The 19035-nt window shown below is 70.9% G+C and carries 17 protein-coding genes; 4 read left to right on the top strand and 13 right to left on the bottom strand.

Annotated features, from left to right (window positions below):
* Window positions 1-44: 44 nt before the first annotated feature.
* From FFT10_RS17295 to FFT10_RS17275, 5 genes are all read right to left on the bottom strand, one after another.
* Window positions 45-1214: an ABC transporter permease gene (locus FFT10_RS17295; protein WP_137734110.1), complete on the bottom strand. Its 1170-nt coding sequence runs from the start codon at window positions 1212-1214 to the stop codon at window positions 45-47.
* A gap of 7 nt (window positions 1215-1221) precedes the next feature.
* On the bottom strand, window positions 1222-2379 hold the full coding sequence (locus tag FFT10_RS17290) for an ABC transporter permease (protein ID WP_137734109.1): 1158 nt from the start codon (window positions 2377-2379) through the stop codon (window positions 1222-1224).
* 1 nt (window position 2380) lies between these two features.
* Complete coding sequence (locus tag FFT10_RS17285; RefSeq protein ID WP_137734108.1) at window positions 2381-3067, bottom strand: ABC transporter ATP-binding protein; 687 nt, start codon at window positions 3065-3067, stop codon at window positions 2381-2383.
* Window positions 3064-4347, bottom strand: coding sequence for an efflux RND transporter periplasmic adaptor subunit (locus FFT10_RS17280; RefSeq protein WP_137734107.1), 1284 nt, complete (start codon window positions 4345-4347; stop codon window positions 3064-3066). The genes FFT10_RS17285 and FFT10_RS17280 overlap by 4 nt, the downstream gene beginning before the upstream one ends.
* Before the next feature lie 89 nt (window positions 4348-4436).
* Window positions 4437-5243: a Rossmann-like domain-containing protein gene (locus FFT10_RS17275; RefSeq protein WP_137734106.1), complete on the bottom strand. Its 807-nt coding sequence runs from the start codon at window positions 5241-5243 to the stop codon at window positions 4437-4439.
* Between the two features lie 119 nt (window positions 5244-5362).
* Between FFT10_RS17275 and htpG the strand changes: the two genes are divergently transcribed.
* Window positions 5363-7246: a molecular chaperone HtpG gene (gene htpG, locus FFT10_RS17270; RefSeq protein ID WP_137734105.1), complete on the top strand. Its 1884-nt coding sequence runs from the start codon at window positions 5363-5365 to the stop codon at window positions 7244-7246.
* Between the two features lie 3 nt (window positions 7247-7249).
* Here htpG and FFT10_RS17265 read toward each other — a convergent pair whose 3' ends face one another.
* The 3 genes from FFT10_RS17265 to mltA all read right to left on the bottom strand — a co-directional run bounded on the left by FFT10_RS17265 (window position 7250) and on the right by mltA (window position 10377).
* Window positions 7250-8329, bottom strand: coding sequence for a serine/threonine protein kinase (locus FFT10_RS17265; protein WP_137734104.1), 1080 nt, complete (start codon window positions 8327-8329; stop codon window positions 7250-7252).
* Window positions 8289-9065: a DUF2726 domain-containing protein gene (locus FFT10_RS17260; protein ID WP_137734103.1), complete on the bottom strand. Its 777-nt coding sequence runs from the start codon at window positions 9063-9065 to the stop codon at window positions 8289-8291. The genes FFT10_RS17265 and FFT10_RS17260 overlap by 41 nt, the downstream gene beginning before the upstream one ends.
* Before the next feature lie 160 nt (window positions 9066-9225).
* Window positions 9226-10377 (bottom strand): murein transglycosylase A, encoded by a 1152-nt coding sequence (mltA, locus tag FFT10_RS17255; RefSeq protein WP_228027159.1) that lies wholly within the window; start codon window positions 10375-10377, stop codon window positions 9226-9228.
* Window positions 10378-10399: 22 nt separating this feature from the next.
* Here mltA and FFT10_RS28590 point away from each other — a divergent pair, with 22 nt between their 5' ends.
* Window positions 10400-10531 (top strand): hypothetical protein, encoded by a 132-nt coding sequence (locus FFT10_RS28590; RefSeq protein ID WP_265575348.1) that lies wholly within the window; start codon window positions 10400-10402, stop codon window positions 10529-10531.
* Between the two features lie 10 nt (window positions 10532-10541).
* Here the strand turns inward: FFT10_RS28590 and FFT10_RS17250 are convergent, their stop codons facing one another.
* The 3 genes from FFT10_RS17250 to apaG are packed head-to-tail and all read right to left on the bottom strand — an operon-like array spanning window position 10542 to window position 14291.
* A complete protein-coding gene (locus FFT10_RS17250; protein ID WP_137734101.1) occupies window positions 10542-11822 on the bottom strand; it encodes a M16 family metallopeptidase in 1281 nt (426 codons plus the stop codon).
* Complete coding sequence (gene tlpB, locus FFT10_RS17245; RefSeq protein ID WP_137734100.1) at window positions 11819-13882, bottom strand: transporter-like protein TlpB; 2064 nt, start codon at window positions 13880-13882, stop codon at window positions 11819-11821. Before tlpB ends, FFT10_RS17250 begins: the two co-directional genes overlap by 4 nt.
* A gap of 34 nt (window positions 13883-13916) precedes the next feature.
* Window positions 13917-14291, bottom strand: a complete 375-nt coding sequence (gene apaG / locus FFT10_RS17240; RefSeq protein WP_137734099.1) for a Co2+/Mg2+ efflux facilitator ApaG/CorD — start codon at window positions 14289-14291, stop codon at window positions 13917-13919.
* A 56-nt stretch (window positions 14292-14347) separates the two neighbouring features.
* On the opposite strand from apaG, the gene rpe reads away from it, so the two are divergent.
* Together rpe and glsA are read left to right on the top strand one after the other, a co-directional pair.
* Window positions 14348-15031 (top strand): ribulose-phosphate 3-epimerase, encoded by a 684-nt coding sequence (rpe, locus tag FFT10_RS17235; RefSeq protein WP_137734098.1) that lies wholly within the window; start codon window positions 14348-14350, stop codon window positions 15029-15031.
* A 63-nt stretch (window positions 15032-15094) separates the two neighbouring features.
* Window positions 15095-16939, top strand: a complete 1845-nt coding sequence (glsA, locus tag FFT10_RS17230) for a glutaminase A (RefSeq protein WP_137734097.1) — start codon at window positions 15095-15097, stop codon at window positions 16937-16939.
* 742 nt (window positions 16940-17681) lie between these two features.
* Here glsA and FFT10_RS17225 read toward each other — a convergent pair.
* A complete protein-coding gene (locus FFT10_RS17225) occupies window positions 17682-18047 on the bottom strand; it encodes a hypothetical protein (protein WP_137734096.1) in 366 nt (121 codons plus the stop codon).
* A 102-nt stretch (window positions 18048-18149) separates the two neighbouring features.
* Window positions 18150-18923, bottom strand: coding sequence for a DNA adenine methylase (locus FFT10_RS17220; RefSeq protein ID WP_137734095.1), 774 nt, complete (start codon window positions 18921-18923; stop codon window positions 18150-18152).
* Between the last annotated feature and the right edge of the window lie 112 nt (window positions 18924-19035).

Below are 19035 nucleotides of genomic sequence, written 5' to 3'. Positions count from 1 at the left end.
TCCCGAGAAGGCGCCTGCGGGCGCCTTTTTTTGTTGCCTGGACCTCAGGCGGCCCGCAGGCAGTCGACGATCTGCAGCCGCGCCGCCCGCCAGGCGGGGATGAAGCCGCCCACCACCCCCATCGCCAGCGCAAAGGCCAGCGCCTGCCCCGCGATGGTGGGCGTCAGCACGAAGCGGAAGGCCAGTTCGGCGAAGGTCTGGAAGTTGGTGGTCGACACATCCACCGCCTGCATCGCGCTGGCCGCGGCCAGGCCCAGCACACCGCCGATGGCCGACAGCAGCAGGCTCTCCACGAGGAACGCCGCCAGCACCGCACCGCGGCGAAAGCCCAGCGCCCGCAGCGTGCCGATCTCGCCGGTGCGCTGCGCCACGGCGGCGAACATGGTGATCATCGCGCCCACCACCGCGCCGATCGAGAAGATCACCGCCAGGCTCAGCCCCAGGATGTTGATGAAGGTGGCCAGTGCCTCGCTCTGCTCGGCATAGAAGCGGATCTCGGGCTTGGCCTCCAGCTTCAGCCGCGGGTCGGCGTCGATGCGCTCCTTCACGCTGTCGTACAGGCTGGCATCGGCCAGGCGGAAGACGACGATGGAGAACACCGTGCGGCGGAAGGCCTGGGCCATCTGCTCGGCGTCGCCCCAGATCTCGGAATCGAAGCCGCTGCGGCCCGAGTCGTGGCGGCCGACGATCAGCCAGTCGCGCCCGGCAAAGCGCAGGCTGGCGCCGACGTCCACGCCGGCAAAGCCGTCGGCGGTGCTGCGGCCGACCACGATCTCGCTGGTGCCGGGGCGGAACATGCGGCCCTCGACGATGCGCACGCCCGGCCGCAGCTGCAGGCCGGTCTCGGAGGTGCCGCGCACCGTCACGTTGCTCGGCTTGCCGTTGCTGCGCTTGGGCAGGTTGATCAGCACCACAGGCTCTGCACTGAGCAGCGGACGGCCCAGCGCATCGGTGGCGATGCCGGGCAGGGTGGACAGGATGGCCGCCTGGCCACGCTCGATGGCGCTGTTGATCTCGGCACCGGCACCCTGGCGCAGCACCATCACGTTGTCGGCCTGGCCGGTGGCCACCAGGGTGCTGCGGATGCCCTCGCTCATCATCAGCACGGTGGCGAAGACATAGACCACCAGCGCCATGCCGCCGGCCGTCAGCAGCGTGGTGACACGCCGCACCCACAGGTTGCGGGCGATGTAGGCCAGTGGCACTGCTTTCATCGGCGGGTCATCCGACGTGGCGCAGGCCGTTGACGATGTCGATGCGCCCCATGCGCCAGGCCGGCCAGGCCGCGGCGACGAGGCCGACGATGAGGGCAGCCACCAACTGCAGCGCCATCGTCAGCGCCGACACCTGGAAGATCGGGAACAGCGTGCCCGCCGCACTGCGGAAGGCGGCTGCCAGCGGCCAGGTCAGCAGCAGCCCGGCCACGCCGCCGATCGCGGCAATGAGCAGGCTTTCGCCCAGCAGCAGCCGCACCACGAAGCCGGGTGGAAAGCCCAGCGCCTTCAGCGTGGCGTATTCGGCAAGGCGCTCGCGGGCGGTCATGGTCATGGTGTTGGCCATCACCGCCATGATGATGACCACGATGATCAGGCTCACCGCCTGCACCGCCACCAGGATGGCCTCGCTCATCGACACGAAGCTGAGCTGGAACGCCGCCTCGGTCTCGGTCATGGTCTCGGCCAGCGAGTTGGCGAACTGCTTGTCGATGCGCTGGCCCACCGCGGCGGCGTTGTTCGGGTCGTCGATGCCGACGATGTAGACGCCCACCACGTCGCCGCGGCCCTTGAAGCGCTGGCGGATGCTCTCGTTGATGTAGGCCCAGTGCATCAGCAGCTGGCTCTCGTCGGTCTTGGCGTCGGCGCCGTCCCAGATGCCGCGCAGCGTGAAGGTCCAGGTGCCGGGGTAGATGGTGCCGCGCAGCGGGATCTGGTCGCCCACCTTCCAGCCGAACTTGTCCGCCAGCTTGCGGCCGACCAGCACGCCCTGCCGGTCGCGCAGGAAGGCGTTGCGCTCGGCGTCGGGGATCTTGTACTCGGGGTACAGCGGCAGGTAGGTGGCCGGGTCGACCGCGAACTGCGGAAAGAAGTTGCGCTCGGTGATGTACACGCCGCCGAACCAGTTCGACCAGCTGACCTGGCGCACGCCCTCCAGCCCGCGCAGGCGCTGCGCATAGTTCAGCGGCAGCGGAAAGGTCAGCGAGATGTTGCTGCGCACGATCAGCCTTGTGCTGCTGCTGCCCTCGACGCCGGCATACCAGGCGTCGACGATGGTGCGCAGCAGGCCGAAGGCGCAGATCGCCACCACCAGGCCCAGCACCGTCAGGCCGGTGCGCAGCTTGTGGCGGAAGGCGTTCTTCAGCAGCAGCTTCAGCAAAAACACGTCATGCCGGCTGGTCGTTCACCAGCACGCCCTTTTCCAGGTGGACGATGCGCCCCGCGCGGGCCGCGGCCTTGGGGTCGTGCGTCACCATCACGATGGTTTTGCCCAGCTGCTGCACCAGCGCGTCCAGCAGAGCCAGCACCTCTTCACCGGTGGTGCGGTCGAGGTCGCCGGTGGGCTCGTCGGCCACGATGAGCGCCGGGTCGGTCACCAGCGCGCGGGCGATGGCCACCCGCTGCTGCTGGCCGCCCGACAGCTCGTTGGGGTAGTGGTCGGCGCGGTCGTTCAGGCCGACCAGGTTCAGCACCTGGGCCACGCGCTGGTGGCGCTCGCGGGCCGACAGGCCGGTCAGCAGCAGCGGCAGCTCCACGTTGTCGAAGGCGCTCAGCACCGGCAGCAGGTTGTAGAACTGGAAGATGAAGCCGACGTTGGCGGCGCGCCAGTCGGCCAGCGCGCCTTCGCCCAGCCGGGCGATGTCGGTGCCGGCGATCTGAATGCGGCCGCTGCTGGGCTTGTCGATGCCGGCGATCAGGTTCAGCAGCGTGCTCTTGCCCGAGCCGCTGGGGCCCATCAGCGCGACGAATTCACCCTGCATCACGTCGAGCTCGATGTCCAGCAGCACCGGGATGGCCTGGCCGCCGCGCACATAGCCCTTGCTGAGGTGGCTGATGCGGATGAGGGGTGTCATTTGGCGGTGACCGTCACCTGCGCGCCGGCCGCCAGCTTGGCATCGGGCGCCAGCACCACCCGCTCGCCGGATTTCAGCGTGCCGCCGGTCACTTCCTGCAGGTCGCCGATCGGGCGGCCCAGGGTGACGGGCACCTGCTCCACCGTGTCGCCGCTCAGGCGAAAGACCACCGGCTTGCCATCCCGCTGCACCACCGCCTTGGGGTTCAGCGCGATCACCGGCTTCTGGTCCTCGGCGGTGGCCGGGCGCGACAGGAAGCTGACCTTGGCGCTCATCTCCGGCAGGATGCGCGGGTCCAGCGCCTCGAAGCGGATCTTGGTCATCACCGTGGCCTTGGCCCGGTCGACCGTGGGCACGATGCGCGACACATTGCCGCGCCAGCGCTGGTCGGGCAGGGCATCCAGCGTGATCTCGACCGGCTGCTCCGGCTTGATCCTGGCCACATTGCTCTCGCTGACGTCGGCCTCCACCTCCAGCGTGCGCAGGTCGGCCATGGTCACCACCGCGCCCGAGGTGCCGCTGGCGCTGGAGAACGGCGTGATCATGTCGCCCACGTTGGCGTTCTTCACCAGCACCACGCCGTCGAAGGGTGCGCGGATCTCGGTGTTGGCCTGGTTCACCTGCTGCACCCGCACCTGGGCCTGGCTTTGGGCGATGGCGGCCTGGGCGGTGGCCACCGCCGCCTGCTGGGTGGCCAGCGCCGAGCGGGCCACCGCCAGCCGCCGCACTGCCGCATCCACCGCCTGGGCCGAGATGAAGCCCTGGCCCTGCAGGGCCTGCTGGCGCTGCAGTTCCACCTCGGCATTGGCCAGCTCGGCGCGGGCCTGGCCCAGTGCCGCCTCGGCCTGGGCGCGGGCGGCCTGGGCCTGGGCCACACCGGCCTGGGTGGCGCCGATGGCCGCCTGCACATCGCTGGCGTCCAGCCGGCCGATCAGGTCACCCTGTTTCACCAGACTGCCTTCGCGCACGTTCAGCTCCACCAGCCGGCCGGTGCCTTTGCTGGCCACGGCCGCGCGGCGCTGCGCCACCACGTAACCCGAGGCGGTGAGCTCGGCGTACTGCTGCGACGGGTAGGCCGCCAGCACCGCGGTGGTCTGCACCGCCGTCTTGCGCGGCATCAGCGCCAGCGCGGCGGCGCCGGCCACCACCAGCGCTGCCAAGACCCAGGGCCAGCGCCGGCGGCGGCGCTGCAGCGGTGCGGCGCTGCGGTCGATGCGCAGCGCGGCCAGGCCGGGCGGTGCGGTGGCGGGGGATGCGGAGGCAGCGGGCGCGTCGGCCATGGAAGCAGCGGGCGGAATGCCGGATCAGGGGATCCTGAGCATGCCACGGCCGTCCGGGCGGCCTGGTGCCCAAGGTCAAGGACGCGGTGTCAGGGGCGGCGCCACAGCACCTTGCGGGCGAAACCGCTCCAGGGTGCACCGCTGCGCAGCGCGGCGGTCAGCGCCGGGCCGTCCTCGACCCAGGTGCCGCCCAGTGCGGTGATGCCGCGGTCGAACAGCGGCTGCGGCAGGCAGCCGGCACCGGGGCCGACCATGGCCACCGCCCGGGCGCCGCGGCAGTGGGCCAGCATGGCATCCAGGCTGTCGTTCAGCAGCACGGTGCTGGTCACCAGCACCTGCGGGCAGGCCTGCAGCGCGGCCGGGTCCAGCGTGACCTCGAAGCCCGGGTGGGCGCCGGCCAGGTCGGCGCGCAGTTCCACCACCGTCAGCCGGGCGCCGGTGCCGGCGATCTGCCGCACCAGCGGCGGGAAGAAGCCGACCATGCCGATGCGCTCACCCGCGGTGGGTACCAGGCCGCCGATGGAATCGGTGGCGGTGGGCGGCACGGTGCCGGCCTGGTCCAGCAGGTGGCGGCTGAGCGCATTCACCGCGGCAAAGCCCAGGGTGCGCTCGGCGCCGTGGCCGTCGCGCCACAGGCGGGCCAGGGCCAGCGCGTCGCGGCCCACCAGGCGGGCGCCGTCCAGGCCGGCCAGCGCGGCCAGGGTGTCGTCCAGCAGCACATAGCTCAGGCCGATGGCGCCGCTGTCCAACTCCACCGCGGCGAATTCGCCGGCCTTGGTGCCCGTCCAGGGCACCGGCGGCAGGTGGATGGCCCGCACGCGCGGCGCCGGGCCGGCGCCCAGGCCGGTGGTGATGGCGCCCAGCAAGGCATCGGCGACGGAGGCGGTGTTGCGCATCGCGGCATCATGCCCGCCCTGGCGGGGCCTTGAAACCGGCTGCACAGCCCCAAGCTGCCCGGCGCAGGGCGCCAGCAGGCGCCGCCCGCCCCCTTGTCGAACAACACCGAGACCGCTCCATGACCAAGCAAACCCACGCCTTCCAGGCCGAAGTCAAGCAGATCCTGCACCTCGTCACCCACTCGCTGTACAGCAACAAGGAGATCTTCCTGCGTGAGTTGGTCAGCAACGCCAGCGACGCCTGCGACAAGCTGCGCTTCGAGGCGCTGGACAACAACGCGCTGTACGAGGACCAGCCCAACCTGGAAGTGCGGGTGCTGTTCGACGCCGAGGCCAAGACCATCACCATCCGCGACAACGGCATCGGCATGAGCGCCGAGGAAGCCGCTGCCCACCTGGGTACCATTGCCAAGAGCGGCACGCGTGAATTCATGGCCAAGCTCGAAGGCGACCAGAAGAAGGACGCCAACCTGATCGGCCAGTTCGGCGTGGGCTTCTACAGCGGCTTCATCGTGGCCGACCGCATCACCGTGGAAACCCGCCGCGCCGGCGCGCCGGAAACCGAGGGCGTGCGCTGGAGCAGCGAGGGCACCGGCGAGTACGAGCTGGAGACCATCACCCGCGCCACCCGCGGCACCGATGTCATCCTGCACCTGCGCGATGAGGAAACCGAGTTCCTCAGCACCTGGAAGCTGAAGTCCATCATCAGCAAGTACTCCGACCACATCTCCCTGCCCATCCTGATGCAGAAGGAAGAGTGGGACCAGGAGACCAGCAAGCAGGTCAAGCAGGACGACTGGGAGACGGTGAACAAGGCGGCGGCGCTGTGGGCCCGCAGCAAGAGCGACATCACCGACACCGAGTACCAGGATTTCTACAAGCAGATCAGCTACGACCAGGAAGCGCCGCTGGCCTACACCCACAACCGGGTGGAAGGCCGCAGCGAGTACACCCAGCTGCTCTACATCCCGAAGAAGGCGCCGTTCGACCTGTGGAACCGCGACAAGCGCGGCGGCGTGAAGCTGTACGTCAAGCGCGTCTTCATCATGGACGACGCCGAGGCGCTGATGCCGGTGTACCTGCGTTTCGTCAAGGGCGTGATCGACTCGGCCGACCTGCCGCTGAACGTCAGCCGCGAGCTGCTGCAGGAAAGCCGCGACGTGAAGGCCATCCGCGAAGGCAGCACCAAGCGCGTGCTGGGCATGCTGGAGAGCCTGGCCGACAGCGAGAGCGCCGACGACAAGGCCAAGTACCTGGCGTTCTGGACGGAGTTCGGCGCGGTGCTGAAGGAAGGCATCGGCGAAGACTTCGCCAACCGCGAGCGCCTGGCCAAGCTGTTCCGCTTCGCCAGCACGCAGGCGGATGAAGGCGTGTCCTTCGCCGACTATGTGGCGCGCATGAAGGACTGCCAGGACAAGATCTACGTCATCGCCGCCGACAGCCTTGCCGCCGCCAAGGCCAGCCCGCAGCTGGAGATCTTCAAGAAGAAGGGCATCGAGGTGCTGCTGCTGGTCGACCGTGTCGACGAGTGGATGCTGAGCCACCTGTACGAGTTCGAAGGCAAGGAACTGCAGAGCGTGGCCAAGGGCGCGGTCGACCTCGACAAGCTGCTCGACGACGACGAGAAGAAGGCCGCCGAAGCGGTGGCCGAAGGTTTCAAGCCGACGCTGGACAAGCTGAAGGACGTGTTGAAGGACCGCGCCAAGGACGTGCGCGTGACCACCCGCCTGGTCGATTCACCCGCCTGTCTGGTGGTGGACGAGGGCGACATGAGCGGCCACCTGGCCCGCATGCTGAAGCAGGCCGGCCAGTCGGCGCCCAAGAGCCAGCCGATCCTGGAAGTGAACGCCGAGCATGCGCTGGTGAAGAAGCTGGCGACCGACGACGCCCGCTTTGACGACCTGGCCAACATCCTGTTCGACCAGGCCCTGCTGGCCGAAGGCGGCCAGCTCGATGACCCGGCGGCCTACGTCGCCCGGGTCACCAAGCTGCTGGCGGCCTGAGGCTCAGTCGGCGAGTGACAGATCGAGCGGTGGTTCCGCCATCGCTTCAGTTTGCTCCCGCAGCTGCACCGTCTGCTGGCTCCAGTAGTTCGGCGTGCCGAACCAGGGGAAGGCCGCCGGAAACGCCGGGTCGGTCCAGCGCTCGGCCAGCCAGGCGCTGTGGTGCACCATGCGCAGCGTGCGCAGCGGCTCGATCAGCGCGATCTCCCGGGCATCGAAGTCGCGGATCTGCCGGTAGCCCTGCAGCACGGTGGCCAGCTGGCCGGCCATGGCCGCGCGGCTGCCTGACAGCAGCATCCACAGGTCCTGCACCGCGGGGCCGGTGACGGCATCGTCCAGGTCGACGATGTGCGGGCCGTGGCCTGCTGCATCCTCGTCACGCCACAGGATGTTGCCCGGGTGGCAGTCGCCGTGCAGGCGGATCGGCGTGAACGGCACGGCGGCGAAGGCTGCGTCCACCAGCGCCAGCGCCTGCTCGCAGGCGGCCTGCCACGCCGGCAGCTGCGCCGGGCCGATGCAGTCCAGCGCCAGCAGCCGGGCCAGGGCCTGGTGGCCGAAGGTCTGCACGTCCAGCCGCCGTCGGTGCAGGAACGGCTGCTGCGCGCCCACCGCATGCAGCCGGGCGATGAAGCGGCCCAGCCAGCGCAGCGTGTCGGGCTGGTCCAGCTCGGGGCCATGGCCGGCGCGGCGCGGATACACCGCCAGGCGGAAGGGCTGCCCGCCCAGCGTGGCATGGGCCAGCGTGGCTTCCGCACCGGTTGGCAGCGGCAACGGCGCCACCACCGGCACCTCGGCGGCCTGCAGGTTGGCGGCGAAGGCATGCTCCTCGGCAATCTGCGCATCGCTCCAGCGGGCCGGGCGGTAGAACTTGGCCACCACCGCGCCGCCGTCCTCCAGCATCACCTGGAAGACGCGGTTCTCGTAGCTGTTGAGCTGCAGCAGCCGGCCGTCACCGCGCACGCCCACCGCATCCAGTGCATCCAGCACCGCCTGCGGCGTGAGCTGGTCGAACGGGTGGCCGCCGTCTGCGGGCGCCGCAGCGTCAGTGCTGGATCGGCTGTTGCCGGGGTGGTGCGGGGTCATCCACCACCATACCAGCCGGGGCCAGGTCGGCATCGGCCCGCGCCGGGCCTGGATCGCGCAGCTCGCCGTGGCCGGAATCCAGCTCGCGCCGCGAGCCGGACGAGAAGAAGGAATCGTGGAAGCTCATCGAGTCCTGCCACAGCGTGCTGCGCTCGCGCCGGCGCGACAGGCCGGCCGTGCCCGGCGTCGCCCCCGGCATCGATGACGTGCCCTGCGCCGGCTGCGGCCCGCGCGAGGCATTGCTGCCCATCGGCACCAGCAGCTGCAGCTCGGGGATGGACGGCAGGTGGTCGGCCGGGCAGCGCAGGTAGCGCACGCGGCAGGCCGCCAGCACCGCCTGCTTGATGCGGGTGGACCGCCCCGGCGGGCCGCCGCGGTCGTAGCTCAGGTCGATCGCGGCCAGCACCCGGCCGTTGGCGCTGCACACCGCGAAGGTGACATGGTTGGCGCCCAGCATGTCGAACCAGTAGCGCACCGCCTTCGGATCGGCCGGCTGGCAGAAGCGCACCAGCGGCAACTTGGCCAGCACGATGTGGTGGGGCAGGGCATCGCGCAGCTGGCGGTAGACGCGGCGCTCGTCGGCGGTGAACACCGGCCGCGGCAGCAGGTCCCATTCCACCGGCAAGGGTGGCGGCCCGGCCGGCCGCCGCAGGGCCTGCAACAGCCACAGCACCGCCAGCGTGGCCAGCACGGCCAGCGCGGCGGTGGCGATGAACCAGGGAAGGTACTGCTGCATGGGGCCGGCTGGCGAGGGGGTGGCGGTTGCCCGGGTCGAGGTTACAGCCCGTTGCAAAACGTGAAAAAAAGGTCAAAGCGATATTACATTGGCCACGCCCTGCACTTGGTGTCCGCAGGCACGCAACCCGGGGGGACCCCGATCTGGCCCGTGCCGGTGCTCAACGCGGCCACAGCGCCCACACCTGCAGCGGCTGCTTCATGCGGCCGGCCTGCTGCTCAGCCTGTTCGCCGACACCCCAGAAGTAGTCGATGCGCACCGCGCCCTGGATGGCGGTGCCGGTGTCCTGCGCCATCACCAGCCGGCGCAGCGGCGTGGCCGACAGCGGCTCGGTGGTGCTGATCCACAGCGGCGTGCCGTAGGGCACGGCCTGCGGATCCACCGCCACCGAGCGGCCGGCTGTCAGCGGCACGCCCTGGGCACCGCGCGGGCCGGCGCCGTCGTCGGGCAGCGGTTCTTCCCTGAAGAACACCACCCGCGGGTTGGCCCACAGCATCTGCTGCAGCCGCGCCGGACCGGCCCGCTCGCCCCACTGGCGGATGGCGGGCCAGCTGGCAGCGTCGGGGCGCAGCTCGCCCTGGTCGATCAGCCAGCGGCCCACCGAGCGGTAGGGCTGGTCGTTGTGGCCGGCGAAGGCCAGGCGCACCGTCTGCACCCGGCCGTCGGGCTCGGTGATGCGCAGCCGGCCCGAGCCCTGGATCTGCAGCACCAGCGCATCCAGCGGGCTGGGCACCCAGGCGATCACCTGGCCGCGCAGTGCGGCCTGGGCGGCCGGCAGGGTGTCGATCTGCTGGCGGGTGTACCAGGGCTTGCGCTGGGCCAGATCGGCCGGCGGGCGGTGCAGCGGCACCGCAAAGCCGGGCTGCGGCGTGCGGGTGGCGGCCACCAGCGGCTCGAAGTAGCCGGTGGCCAGGCCGTCGGCGCTGCCCTCCAGCGATTCCAGCCGGTAGGGCTGCAGCTCGCGCTGCAGGAACTGCCAGGCGAAGGTGTCGTCCGGCGGCTGGAAGGCCAACGCGCGGGCGCAGACCTCGGCCCAGCCCGGTGCCGGCCGGGCGCAGCCGGCGCGCAGGGCCGGCCACAGCTCACGCGGGCGCTCGTCGGCCAGACCGGGCAGGGCAGACCAGTCCACCGGCACCCAGCGGGCGCGCGGGCGCAGCAGGGTCGTGGCGGCGGTGGGTGGCTCGGGCAGCGCGGCCGGTGCCGCCGGGGGTGGCGCGGCAGGCGCCGGCACCGGGGCGGGCGGCAGCGGCGGCGCCACCGCGCAGCCGGCCAGCACCAGGGCCAGCAAGGCCAGCGGGGCCAAGGGGAACACGGCGGCCCGGGATAATCCTGGCATGTGGCTGTTACTTCTGGAAGCGCTGGGGGCCGGGCTGATCCTGGTCGGGATCGTCTGGTGGACGATGTTCTCCGGCCGGCGCGGCGGCGAGCGCCGCGACGATCCGCCCGACGATCCGCCGGCGCGCTGAGCCGCCGTGCTCATCGCAGCAGGCCGGCGGCCGCCAGCCGGTCGCGGGCGCGGTCGGCGCTGCCGCGCGGCACCCGGCCAGTGAGCGCCAGGGCCGCGCCGCTGGCGGCCATGCCGGCAAACAGGCGGCGCACCGCATCGGCGTCCACCGCGTCCATGCGGGCCAGCCAGTCGGCGCGGTCGCGCAGCCGGCCCAGCAGCAGGGCATCGAGCGCAGCCTCTTCCAGCCGGCGGCCGGTTCGTTCCAGCCCGCGCAGGCGGCGCACGCGGATCTGGTTCCTGGCGCGTTCCAGGTCCTGCGCCGTGATCCGTTCGGCCTGCTCGGCCAGCAGCGCGCCCAGCGCCGTCAGCGCCTCGTCCAGCTGGGCCGGGCTGGTGCTGGCCTCGATGATGAACTGGCCGCCGCTGTCGATCAGGTCGGCCGAGCAGGCGGCGTAGTAGACCAGGCCGCGCTGCTCGCGCAGCTGGTCCATCAGCGGCGAGCTCATGCCCTCGCCCAGCAGGGCGGCGGCCAGCGCGGCGGTGGGGTCGTCGGCCTGCATGGCCGGCACCGGGAAGCCCAGCACCAGGTGGGTCTGGCTGCTGCCGGCCATGGCGCGCTGCTTGATGCCGCCGTGCCAGGCCGGTGCGGTCAGCCGGTTGGGCTGGCCGGCGGGCATGCTGCCGAAGGCGGCTTCGGCCTCGCGCAGCAGCGTGTCCGCATCCAGCGGCCCGGCCACCGCCACCACCAGGTTGGCGCCGGTGTAGTGCTGCGCCACGTGGTCGACCAGATCGGCGCGGCGGAAGCGCTCGATGTTGGCGCGGGTGCCGATCACCGGCTGGGCCAGCGCATGCGTGCCCCAGGCGGCGCGGTCGAACAGCTTGAAGGCGGTGGACATCGGATCGTCCTCGTCTTCGGTGAACTCGTGCAGCAGCACCGAGCGCTCGCGTTCGAACTCGGCTTCTGGGAAGGTGGCATGGCGCACGATGTCGGCCAGCATGCGCAGCAGCCGCGGCGCATGGTCGGCCAGGCCGCGCATGTGGAAGGCGGTGTGGTCCTTGTCGGTGTGGGCATTGACCTCGGCGCCCAGGCGCTCGGCATCCAGGTTGATCTGCCGTGCATCCCGCGTGGCCGTGCCCTTGAAGGCCATGTGCTCGATGACATGGCCGATGCCGTTGCGGCGGCTGCGTTCATGCCCGCTGCCGCAGCGCACGAAGATGCTGGCGCTGCAGGTCTGCAGCTGCGGCAGGTCGAGCAGCACCACCTGCACGCCGTTGGCCAGGGTGTGCAGGCTGGCGGTTCCGGCGCTCATGCCGTGCGGTCCGGCAGCAGGAAACTGCGCGGCGATTGCTTCAGCCGCTGCCAGATGGCGCCGTACAGGCGCCGCCGGTCGGCCAGGGTGATGCCGCGCGAGCGCAGCGCCACCTTCAGGGCCAGCCAGAAGCTGACGCCCAGGTTCAGCGTGCCGGTGGCCACCAGGCCGCCCACGCACCACCAGAAGGCCGGCGTGGCCAGGGTCTGCCAGCCCAGCGTGCTGGCGGCCGCGGCCAGCTGGCCGGTGCCCAGGGTGACGTGGCGCACGTCCAGCGGGATGCCGACAAAGGCCAGCAGCGCCGGCACCAGGCCCAGCAGCAGGCCCAGCGAGACATTGGCCGCCAGGCCCGAGATGTTGCTGCGCCACCAGAGCGACCAGCGTTGCGCCCGGCTGGCGCCCAGCCGCGCCACGATGCCGGGGTGGTGGGCCAGCGCGCTGTCGAGCCGGTGGTAGACGAACCAGTTCTCCACCCAGCCGGCGATCAGGCTGCTGGCGAACAGCAGCACGCCGGTGAAGGCGGCGAACAGCGCGGTGGGGCCCAGCAGCGTCAGCGAATGCAGCACGTAGTGCGCATCCTTCTCGCTGACCAGCGGCGCGCCGACCAGCCACCAGGCGGCCCACTGCACCAGCAGCACCACCGGGATGACCGCCAGGATGTTGCCGGCGATGCCGGCGATCTGCGAGCGCACCAGGTGCGTCACCTCGTCGACGAAGCCGCTGATGGCCTGCGCCTCGCGCCCGGCCTGGTCGCCCGCCTCGCCGTCGGCACCACTGGCGGCGAGGTGCAGCGCGCCCAGCTTCTCGGCCATGGCCGGCGCGGTCATCGCCGGCTGCTTGGTGGCCACCGTCCAGTGCAGCAGGTGCACGATCAGGAAGCTGATGGCGTAGTTCATGCCCGCGCCGAAGCCGGCCCAGAACGGCGCCAGGCCCAGCGCCATGATCGCGAACTTGGCGAAGGTGGTGCCGCCGATGATGGCGCCGCCGCCCAGCGCGGCGCGCAGCATGGCGCGGTATTCGCTGCGGTTGCGGGTGATGTAGTGTTCGCCGGTCTCGGCATGGCGCTCGGCCACCTTGCGCGCCATCAGCGAGTACTGCCGGCCCAGCAGCGCACGCAGGCTGCGGCGCTGCCGCGCCAGCTGCACCAGGTCCACCAGCAGCTGCTGCAGCTCACGCTGCGGCTGGTCGGACAGCAGCAGGTCCAGCAGGGCCTCCAGCCGGTCGCAGCGGGCGGTCAGCTGCTCGATCTCGAAGACGATGTTCACCGAGACGCCGTGGGCCTCCAGGTGGTCGGTCACGCTGGCGGCGGCGGCGCGGCAGCGCTGCAGCAGCGCGCGCAGGTAGGTGGCATGGCGTGCGGTGGCCGGCTGGTCGCCCGCCACCAGGGCGTCGACCAGCGCCTCGCTCACCCGCACCAGTTGCTCGAACGGCCGGTCGGCCAGCAGGTCAGGCCCCATGCGCCGGCGCAGCGCCGGGGCAAAGGCGGCGGCGCGGATCGCGCTGATCAGCCAGGTGCTGGCCTGCAGCAGGGGCGCGCGCCAGTCGTCCACGCTGCCGGCGGCGGCGGTCTGGCTGTCGCCACCGCGGGCGGCGCTCAGCAGCGTGGCCAGCCGGGCCAGGGTGGTGGCGTCGATCGCGGCCAGCCAGGCGGCGTCGGCATCGTCGCGGAACAGCAGCTGGAACAGCGCCGCGCCGTCGTCGGTGTCGGGCGTGCCGGGCAGGAAGCGCAGCGCCAGGCGCTCGCCGATCTCGCCGCCGAGGTCGCGCCGGGCGGTGAAGCCGAAGTCCGCCAGCAGGGCGGCCAGATCGGTCTCGCGCCAGAAGCGGCCCAGCAGGGCCTGGATGCGCGCCCGCGGCTCGGGGTTGCGCTCCAGCATGTTCAGCAGGTGCTTCAGGCGCAGCACCGGCTTCGGGGTTTTGCCGCTGTCGGCCTCGCCCCCGGTCTGGCCGTGGCGCAGCCATTCGAGCAGGCGCACCAGCCACAGGTGGCGTTCGGGGCGGCTGGCCTTGGGGTCGGCGGCGTTGAGCAGCGCCGTCAGGTCCCAGGTGGTGGTCTTCATGCGGCAGGACGCCGCAGGTGCGCAAGCGCCCGCATCAATGCAGCGCGGCCGTGTCGGCCAGGGCGAATTCGGGCACCGGGCTGTCGAACCACTGCGCGTCTTCGGTGATGCAGACGAAGGCGCCCTGCATCGAGCCCTGCGGCGTGGCGATCTGCGCCCAGCTGGTGTATTCGAACTGCTCACCGGGCTTGAGCAGGGGCTGGTGGCCCACCACGCCCAGGCCGCGCACTTCCTGCACGCCGCCGCGGTGGTCGCTGATCCGCCAGTGGCGCGCCACCAGCTGCGCCGCCACATCCCCGGTGTTGCGGATGGTGACGGTGTAGGCGAAGCCGTAGAGCTGCTGTGCGGCGTCGGTCTGCTCGGGCAGCGGCCGCACGGCCACGGAGGAGGTGAAGCGGGGTTGGGCCATGCGGCGCATTCTAGGAAGCAAGTGAAAATCCGCGCCATCCCATCCACTGGCCTGCCATGTCCCGCACCTTCCGCATCGCCCCCAGCCTGCTCTCGGCCGACTTCGCCCGGTTGGGCGACGAGGTCAAGACCGTCGTCGCCGCCGGCGCCGACTGGATCCACTTCGACGTGATGGACAACCATTACGTGCCCAACCTCACCTTCGGCCCGATGGTCTGCCAGGCGCTGCGCCCGCATGCAGTGCGTGCCGACGGCAGCCGCGTGCCGATCGACGTGCACCTGATGGTGCAGCCGGTGGATGCGCTGGCCCAGGCCTTTGCCCAGGCGGGCGCCGACCTGATCAGCTTCCACCCCGATGCCAGCGCCCATGTCGACCGCACGCTGCAGCTGATCAAGGCTGCCGGCTGCCAGGCCGGCCTGGTGTTCAACCCGGCCACGCCGGTGGACGTGCTGGAGTGGGTGATCGACAAGGTCGACCTGGTGCTGGTGATGAGCGTGAACCCGGGCTTCGGCGGCCAGAGCTTCATCCCGTCGGCGCTGCGCAAGGTGGAGAAGCTGCGCCGCCTCATCGAGGCCTCGGGCCGCGACATCCGGCTGGAAGTGGATGGCGGCATCAAGACCGACAACATCCGCGCCGTGGCCGATGCCGGCGCCGACACCTTCGTGGCTGGCAGCGCCATCTTCGGCCAGCCCGACTACAAGGCGGTGATCGACGCGATGCGGCGGCAGCTGGCGGCCTGAGCGGCCGACCTTGCACATCTTTGGTGCGCGGCCCCGTGCACGATTTTTGCCACACGCAGCGGCATGAGCTTGCCGCCGTCCGCCACACCATCACCGATCCAGGCCTACCTGGACACCCTGCACCGTGAGTTCAGCGGCCTGACCGCTGGCGAGGTGGCCACCTACATCCCCGAGCTGGCCAAGGTGGCGCCCGACGGCTTCGGCATCGTGCTGGCCACGGTCGACGGCCAGGTCTACGAGGTCGGCGATGCCCGGCACGCCTTCTCCATCCAGTCGGTGTCCAAGCCCTTCGTCTACGGCATCGCGCTGGAGGACAACGGCCGCGCGCGGGTCGAGCAGGCCATCGGCATGGAGCCCACCGGCGACCCGTTCAATGCCATCAGCCTGGAGCCGGGCACCGGCCGGCCGCTGAACCCGATGATCAATGCCGGCGCCATCGCCGCCGCGGCGCTGGTGGCCGGCACCACCGAGGCCGCGCGGCTGGCGCGGGTGCTGGACGCGCTGTCGGCCTTTGCCGGCCGGCCGCTGGACATCGACCAGGCGATCTTCGAATCCGAGCGCGACACCGGCCACCGCAACCGCGCCATCGGCCACATGCTGCGCAACTACGGCATCGTCGATGGGGACCCCGAGCCGGCGCTGGGCCTGTACTTCCGCCAGTGTGCGGTGCGGGTGGACTGCCGCGATCTGGCGCTGATGGCCGCCACCCTGGCCAACGGCGGCGTCCATCCGGCCACCGGCCAGCGCGCCGTGCGCAGCGAGTTCATCGAGCCGATGCTGAGCCTGATGACCACCTGCGGCATGTACGACTACTCCGGTTCCTGGGTCTACAACGTCGGCCTGCCGGCCAAGAGCGGCGTGGGCGGCGGCATCATCGCGGTCTTGCCGGGGCAGCTGGGCATCGGCGTGTACTCGCCCCGGCTGGACGAGCGTGGCAACAGCGCCCGTGGCGTGGCGGTGTGCCGGCGCATCTCGGCCGACCTGGGGCTGCACTTCCTGCAGCCGCCGCGGCCGTCGGTGGCCACGGTGCGGGCGCGCTACACGCTGCAGAGCGTGCGCTCCAAGCGACGCCGCACGGCGGCCGAGGGCCGCCAGCTCGATGCCCTGGGGCCGCAGGCCGAGGTCTTCGAGCTGCAGGGCGACCTGCGCTTCGCCACGCTGGAGCCGGTGCTGCGGGCGGTGGTGGCCGGCGCGGCGCAGATCACGGTGCTGGACTTCAAGCGTGTCGGCCATGTCGACGGCGGCGCGGCGCGCATGCTGGCCGGCCTGGCCAGCCGCTGCGCGGCCCTGGGCCACCAGCTGGTGCTGAGCCGCGTGCGCCGTGGCGAACTGCTGGCCGGGCTGGACGCGATGCTGGCGCCGCAGGCCATCCCGGTGGTCAGCTTCCAGCCCGCGCTGGACGCCGCGCTGGAGTGGTGCGAGCGCCGCCTGCTCGCCCGCCCGGCCGACCGCGGCGCATTGCCGGTGGTGTTGCCGCTGGCCGACAGCCGTCTTTGCCGTGGTCTGACGGCCGACGAGGTCGGCCAGCTGCAGGCCCAGCTGCACCGCAGCCAGCATGAATCGGGTGCGCTGATCGTGCAGCGTGGCGATCCGGCCGATGCCATCTACCTGCTGGCCGCCGGCGAAGTGAGCGTGATCGTCGATCTGCCCGGCGGCGGCCACAAGCGCCTGTCGACGCTGTCGGCCGGCATGGTGTTCGGCGAATCGGCCCTGATCGCCGGCGGCCAGCGTTCGGCCGATGTGCGGGCCGACACTGCGGTGGACTGCTGGTCCCTGCGCGCCGAGGTCTTCGAGCGGCTGAAACTGGAACAGCCTCGCCTGGCCATCACCCTGCTGCACAACCTGCTGAGCAGCGCCAGCGAGACCATCGGACGGCTGACGGCGGAGGTGGCTGCGCTGGAGGGTTAGGGCCGCTTGGGGCTCGTTGCGTTCGTTTTCTTGGAGCGATCGCGCCGGGACGGGTGGGCCTGTTTTGCTCCATGTCCCCCGTCCTACACGCCGCAAGCGGCGCATAGGACTCCTCCTGCACTTCCGCAAAACAGGCCCACCCGCCCCGACGCTCCACCACCACCGAGGCCGGCGCCGCGTGCGGAAGTGGTGGTTGGACGAGGACGTGTGAACCCGCAGGTGGTCTGGGGGAGAGGTGGGAAGGGGCGGGAATGGGTCGGAACGGCTGGGATGGCCCGCAAAATCAATGACTTAGCGGGATCTGGCCCGAAAACGGGTGCAACAGTTCGCCGACACATGGTTTGAGGGATCGGCCGGCAAGGTTGGCGCATGGTTTGCGGGCCCTTCAATCTACCCTCTTCACCGGGGAGAACGGGCCGCAAGGCAGGTTGGAAGGCGCCGAAGTGTTGCGCTCCGAAGTGTTGCAGAAGTGGAGCGCGAAGTGTTGCGCCGTTCTGCAGCCCTTTCTGGCCCGCTCCTCCTATGAAGACCCGGGCCAAGCCCTGACCAGGCCGAAAAGCCGAACTGGCGCGCGAAGTGTTGCGCTGCGCAACACTTCCAGCCGGAAAGCCGACCCACCAGAACGGCCCAGGCGCCTCGATCGTCCACCCGCCGGTACCAGCGCCCCAACCAGAAGGGAAAAGGGCCTGCAGGGCCTGAAATCCGGCCGACTGCAGGCCCCGGTCGGGGCGGTGCTGGCTGATCAGGCGGCGACGGCCTCGGCGTTGACCTGCTCGTTGATGACGTGGCCGAGCAGGTAGGGCAAGCCGCGCGGAATGCCGGTGCGCAGACTGGTCGCGCGGCCGATCTTCCAGGCCATGAACCGGCTGGTGGTGCGCTCGATCGCGCCGGCCAGGTCGCCGCCTTCGCCCAGCTGGTTGAGCAGCTCGTCGGCAAAGTGCCGGCCGTGGCGGCTGTCCAGGAAGGTGGCTGCTGCCTCCGCGTCTTCGCCCGTGGCGGCGCTGATCGAGGCCACCGCCAGCGGCCAGGCGGCCGCGGCGCGGTCGGTCATCGTGCCCCAGAAGCCCCAGCCTTCGTTGCGGGTGGTGGGGGTGGCTGCTTGCGTCATGGCGGTGGTCCTGGTGGTGGGTTGCGACGCCTCCAGCGTCGCTCTGCCTGCACCAGAAGTGAAGCAGTTCTGCAGGTGCCAGACCACCCCAGTCGGAAACCATCACCAGTTGCGGATGATCAGCTCACCGGTGGCCTTGCGATCGCCCGGGTTGGCCGCCACCGTGTAGGTGATGGACACCCGCTGCATCGTTAGCCCGGCAAAGGCCTGCCGCATCTCCGGCACGTCGTTCACCGTCACCAGCGCCTTGCCCTTCATCGACCGCATCAGCTCCGCCATGCGGTCGTACTGCTGAAGGCCGAAGTCCACGCCGTAGCCCTCGGTCCCCCAGTAGGGCGGGTCCATGAAGAACATGGTGTGCGCCCGGTCGTACCGAGCCACGCACACGTCCCAGGGCTGGTGCTCGACGAACACGCCGTTCAGGCGCAGGTGCACGTCGCTCAGATCCTCCTCCAGCCGCAGCAGGTTCAGCCTGGCCGGCGCCGTGGTGGCGGTGCCGAAGGTCCTGCCCTGCACCTTGCCGCCGAAGCCCAGCTTCTGCAGGTAGAAGAACCGGGCGGCCTTCTGGATGTCGGTCAGCGTGTCGGGCTGGCTGAGCTTGGCCCACTCGTAGAGCTGGCGGCTGCTCAACGCCCACTTGAACTGCCGGACGAACTCCTCGAGGTGGTGCTGCACCACCCGGTAGAGGTTGACCAGGTCGCCGTTGATGTCGTTGAGCACCTCGACCTTGCAGCGGTGCTCTCTGAAAAAGAACAGGGCTGCCGCGCCGCAGAAGGGCTCGACGTAGCAGCTGTGCTCGTGGTCAGCGAGCAGGGGAAGAAGACGGTCTGCGAGGCGGCGCTTGCCACCTATCCACGGGATGAGAGGTTGGGCCATTGCGGTTCATCATTCGCCCTGCCGTCGCGACGGTGTCAGGGCCTTGGCTGATCCGCACTCACGCTGCGGGGAGGCGGCCGGTGCGGGTGCTCCAACACCCTCACCGGTCGCC

This window comes from Pseudaquabacterium pictum (assembly GCF_005403045.1).
GTDB classification, from domain to species: Bacteria; Pseudomonadota; Gammaproteobacteria; order Burkholderiales; family Burkholderiaceae_C; genus Pseudaquabacterium; species Pseudaquabacterium pictum.
This window is presented reverse-complemented; position numbering and strand designations above follow the sequence as displayed.